The 4223-nt window shown below is 75.1% G+C and carries 6 protein-coding genes; 5 read left to right on the top strand and 1 reads right to left on the bottom strand.

All coding sequences use genetic code 11. From position 1 onward, the window contains the following. Positions 1 to 51: 51 nt before the first annotated feature. Both ACFU7Z_RS37205 and ACFU7Z_RS37200 read left to right on the top strand, forming a co-directional pair. Entirely contained in the window at positions 52 to 216 is a 165-nt protein-coding gene (locus ACFU7Z_RS37205) for a hypothetical protein (RefSeq protein ID WP_380782521.1), read from the top strand. Positions 217 to 266: 50 nt separating this feature from the next. Further along, positions 267 to 590 carry a hypothetical protein gene (locus tag ACFU7Z_RS37200; protein ID WP_380782519.1) on the top strand — a complete coding sequence of 108 codons (324 nt, stop codon included), beginning with the start codon at positions 267 to 269 and terminating at the stop codon, positions 588 to 590. A 24-nt stretch (positions 591 to 614) separates the two neighbouring features. Here the strand turns inward: ACFU7Z_RS37200 and ACFU7Z_RS37195 are convergent, their stop codons facing one another. Beyond that, on the bottom strand, positions 615 to 1553 hold the full coding sequence (locus ACFU7Z_RS37195) for a LysR family transcriptional regulator (protein WP_380782517.1): 939 nt from the start codon (positions 1551 to 1553) through the stop codon (positions 615 to 617). A 72-nt stretch (positions 1554 to 1625) separates the two neighbouring features. On the opposite strand from ACFU7Z_RS37195, the gene ACFU7Z_RS37190 reads away from it, so the two are divergent. From ACFU7Z_RS37190 to ACFU7Z_RS37180, 3 genes are all read left to right on the top strand, one after another. Beyond that, positions 1626 to 2513, top strand: coding sequence for an SDR family NAD(P)-dependent oxidoreductase (locus ACFU7Z_RS37190; protein ID WP_380782515.1), 888 nt, complete (start codon positions 1626 to 1628; stop codon positions 2511 to 2513). Positions 2514 to 2553: 40 nt separating this feature from the next. After that, a complete protein-coding gene (locus ACFU7Z_RS37185) occupies positions 2554 to 3483 on the top strand; it encodes an SDR family NAD(P)-dependent oxidoreductase (RefSeq protein WP_380782513.1) in 930 nt (309 codons plus the stop codon). Positions 3484 to 3638: 155 nt separating this feature from the next. Beyond that, positions 3639 to 4142 (top strand): hypothetical protein, encoded by a 504-nt coding sequence (locus ACFU7Z_RS37180; protein ID WP_380782511.1) that lies wholly within the window; start codon positions 3639 to 3641, stop codon positions 4140 to 4142. Positions 4143 to 4223: the final 81 nt, after the last annotated feature.

Here is a 4223-nt window from a genome sequence, read left to right as displayed (position 1 = left end):
GGTCCACCGACGCGGCCCCCGACGGCCGTACCCCCCACGAAGGAGCCCTCGATGACACACCACCCGGCCCCCGCCACACGCCCGCCCGCCCTGCTGCGCGCCGTACGCCACCCCGTCACCCGCTGCCTGATCGCCTGCCTGGCCGGCACCGTCGCGGCGGCCGTCACCGCCGACCCGGCCCGTGGCACCCCCGCCCCCTGCCGCCCGGGCTGCTGACCGCTCGCGCCCGCACTCGATCCTCCGCTCCTCAAGTACGCTCCTCAGTCGTGGACTTCACCCCCGAAGCACTCGCCGAGCTCGCGCGGGCCGGAGACGCCGCCGCACTGCGGCAGGCCCTGCCCGTAGCCCTGCCCTGGTGCACCGTCCTGCCCGACGAGGACCTCGACACCCTGATCACCGAACTGTTCGACACGGCGCGCGGCGTGGTGGCCCCGGACGACCTCGCCCCGGTGGAGCTCCTGCTCACCCAGTGGCAGCACAGCGCCGAGGTGTACGCGGACCCGGCCCTGCTCGCCGTCCTCACCCGCGAGCCCGAGGTCGACCTCGGGCCCGTCCCGCCGCCCGGGGCGGACCGACGAGCCTCGGACTGACCTGCGGACTGACGCTCGCGGGGCTCAACGGCCGTCCTGTGGCCCGCCGTTCGCCTCCGCCACCGCCGCCGCGCGCAGCGCCGCCGCCAGGCGGCGGACCGGTTCGGTGGGCGGCTGCGGGAGGCGGGCCAGCAGCAGGCGCCGCACCTCCTGCGGGCCGCCGCGTACCGGCAGGACGCGTACGCCGGGCGGTGCGGCGGCGGCCATGGCGGGGGAGACGGTGGTCAGCCCGCCGCCGGCCGCCACCAGGTGCAGCTTGGCGAGCCAGTCGCGGGCGGTGTGGGCGATCTCGGGCCGTTCGTCCAGCCCCGGCCACACCCCCATCAGCCGGTCGGCCCCGGCGGACGGCCCGGCGATCCACCGCTGCCCGCGCAGGTCGGTCACGTCGACGTACTCCCCGCGGGCCAGCGGGTGCGCCGCGGGCACGGCCAGGCACAGGGCGCGCTCGGTCAGGGTCTGCAGCACCAGGGGCGGCGACTCGGTGTCCGGGGCGCGGAACGGCGGGGCCGAGGAGAGCAGGGCGAGGTCGATGCCGCCCGCCCGCAGCGCCCGCGCCAGCGTCGCCGTGCCGCCCTCGCGGCTGGTCACCCGCACCCCCGGGTCGCTGCGCCGCAGCGCGGCGAGGGCCTGCGGGACGAGCGTGGTGCCGGCGGTCGGCACCCAGCCGAGCCGGACCGTCCCGCCCTCCTCGGGCCGGCCGGACAGTTCGCGGGCCGCCGCGTCGATCTCCTCCAGCACGACGGTCGCGTGTCGCATCACCACCCGCCCGGCGGCCGTCAGCCGGACGCCCTCGCGGCGCCGTTCCAGCAGTTCCGCGCCCGCGGCCCGTTCGATCGAGGCGATCTGCCGGGACACCGCCGACTGGGTGTACCCCAGCGCCTGCGCGGCCGCCGTGAAGGTGCCCTGCTCGGCCACGGCCCGGAACACCCGCAGCGCGGTCAGCGAGACGTCCGTGAAGTCCATGACGTCTACGCATAGCAGAGGTGCGAGAGTTTCGTTGGACTCATGGAGGCGCCGGTTCCTACCGTGGTCGGTATGAGCGATCCCCGCACCGCCCTCGTCACGGGGGCCAACCAGGGCCTCGGCCGGGCCCTCGCCGAGGGGCTGGCGGCCCGCCTGCGGCCGGCCGACCTGGTCCTGCTCACCGGCCGCAGCGAGCAGCGCGTCACCGAGGCCGCCCACCAGGTCGCCCGTTCGGCCGGCACCCGCGGCCGCGTCGAAGGGCGGGTCCTGGACGTCACCGACACCGAGGCCCTCGCCCGCCTCGCCGACGAACTCCGGCAGCGGCGCGGCGGCGTCGACATCGTCCTGTCCAACGCCGTCGCCCGGCTGCTCCCCGGCGAGTCGCAGTCCGAGCGTGCCGACGAGTTCATCGACGTCTCCAACACCGCCACCCACGCCGTGCTGCGCGACTTCGCCCCGGTGCTGCGCCCCGGCGGCCGGCTGCTCGTGGTGGCCAGCAGCCTGGGCACCCTCGGCCACCTGGACCCCCGGCTGCGGCACCTGTTCGACGGCGCGACCCTCGACCAGGTGGAGTACGCCGTCGAGTCCTGGCGCGCCGCGATCCACCACGGCACCGCCGAGGAGGCGGGCTGGCCGCGCTGGCTGAACGTGCCCTCGAAGGTGGCCCAGGTGGCCGCCGTCCGGGCGGTCGCCGCCGAGCGGCGCGAGCGCGACCTCGCCGCCGGCATCCTGATCGCCTCCGTCTGCCCGGGCATGGTCGACACCGCGACCTCGCGCCCCTGGTTCGGCGACTACCGCGAGGCGCGCCCGCCCGCGGTGGCGGCCGCGGACATCCTGGACCTGGTGTTCGCCGAGCCCGTCGACCCGGCCCTGTACGGCGAACTCGTCCGCGCGGGCCGCCCGCTCGACTGGTACGGCGGCACGCCGCCGACCGAGCAGGACCGTCTGCTCGTACCGTGAGGGCGTCGACAACACCCGTTCCCCGAAGAGGAGTTCACCGATGAACGCGATCAGCACGCCGTACGGCTTCGCGACCACCGCCGCCGAGGTCGCGCAGGGCGTCGACCTCACCGGCCGCCGCGCCGTGGTGACCGGCGCCGCCTCCGGCCTCGGCACGGAGACCGCCCGGGTGCTGGCCGGCACCGGCGCCGCCGTCACCCTGGCCGTCCGCGACGTGGCGGCCGGGCGGCGGGTCGCCGAGGAGATCACCGCGGCCACCGGCAACCGGGAGGTGCACGTCGGCCGGCTGGACCTCACCGACCTGGCCTCCGTCGCCGCGTTCGCGGAGGCCTGGCAGGGCCCGCTGCACATCCTGGTGAACAACGCCGGCGTGATGGCCTGCCCGGAGCGGTACACCGAGCAGGGCTGGGAGTGGCAGTTCGCCACCAACCACCTGGGGCACTTCGCCCTCGCCACCGGCCTGCACCGCGCGCTCGCCGCCGACGGCGCCGCCCGGATCGTCTCGGTCAGCTCCAGCGCCCACCAGCGGTCGCCGATCGTCTGGGACGACGTCCACTTCGCCTTCCGCCCGTACGACCCGTGGCTCGCCTACGCCCAGTCCAAGACCGCCAACGTCCTGTTCGCGGTCGAGGCGAGCCGCCGCTGGGCCGACGACGGCATCACCGCCAACGCCCTGATGCCCGGCGCGATCCTCACCAACCTCCAGCGCCACACCGACGGCCGGGGCAGCGGGACCATCCCGCCCGAGCTGATGAAGACGGTCGCCCAGGGAGCGGCGACCTCCGTCCTGCTTGCCGTCTCACCCCTCCTGGACGGCGTCGGCGGCCGCTACTTCGCCGACTGCGACGAGGCCGAGGTGCTCGACCGCCGAGGCGTCCCGCTGCAAGGCGTCGCGCGCTACGCGCTGGACGGCGAGAACGCCCGGAGGCTCTGGGACCTGTCGGAGGAGTCGGTGAAGTCCTCCGGCTGACCGCCGCTCGGACCGGACCGGACCGGGTCCGCTGTGAGCCGATCATGCCCGCGAAGGTATGGCGCGATAACGGGATTGGTCTTGGAAAAGGCCGGCTCGCGGGTCATAGCGTCGAGGGAGTTCGCGCACGAGTTCACAGCGAAGGGGGAGCCTCCATGGGCACCAACGGAAGCAGCAGCAGGTACCTGACGGCCAGGAGGTTCGTCGCCGCCGCGTTGGCCACGGCCGCGATCGGATTCGCCGCGGTGGGCACCGCGGACGCCGACAGCCTGCGGAAGGGGCGCGTCGAGGTGCTCGAACTCAAGGTCCAGAACGACCAGTACGAGGTGCTGGACCTCGGCCAGGCCGGGCCGAGTCTGGGCGACATGGACGTCTACTCCGGCGCCACCGTTCAGGGCGGCCGCAGCGTCGGACGCGGGGGCGGATCGTGCCAGGTCGTCCAGCTCCACGGTGGGGAGGTGACGAAACAGTGCCTCATCACCATGGAGGTCGAGGGCGGCTCCCTGGCGATGCAGTCGCTCTGGACGACGGGAACGAGCGCCCCGCTCGACATGGCCGTCACCGGCGGTACGGGCGCCTACGCCGGCGCGCACGGAATCGTCCGCTTCTGGGACATCGGCACGCCGGACGAGCGGGCGCGGGCCGAGATCCAGCGCTGATCGGGCCAGGGCTCCGGCCCGTCAAAGGGCAGGTGGTGTGAGGCGGGAAGGTTTGCGCGAGAAGTCGGCCAGGCCGACTTC

It is taken from the genome of Kitasatospora sp. NPDC057518, from assembly GCF_042802075.1.
GTDB lineage: Bacteria > Actinomycetota > Actinomycetes > Streptomycetales > Streptomycetaceae > Kitasatospora.
This window is presented reverse-complemented; position numbering and strand designations above follow the sequence as displayed.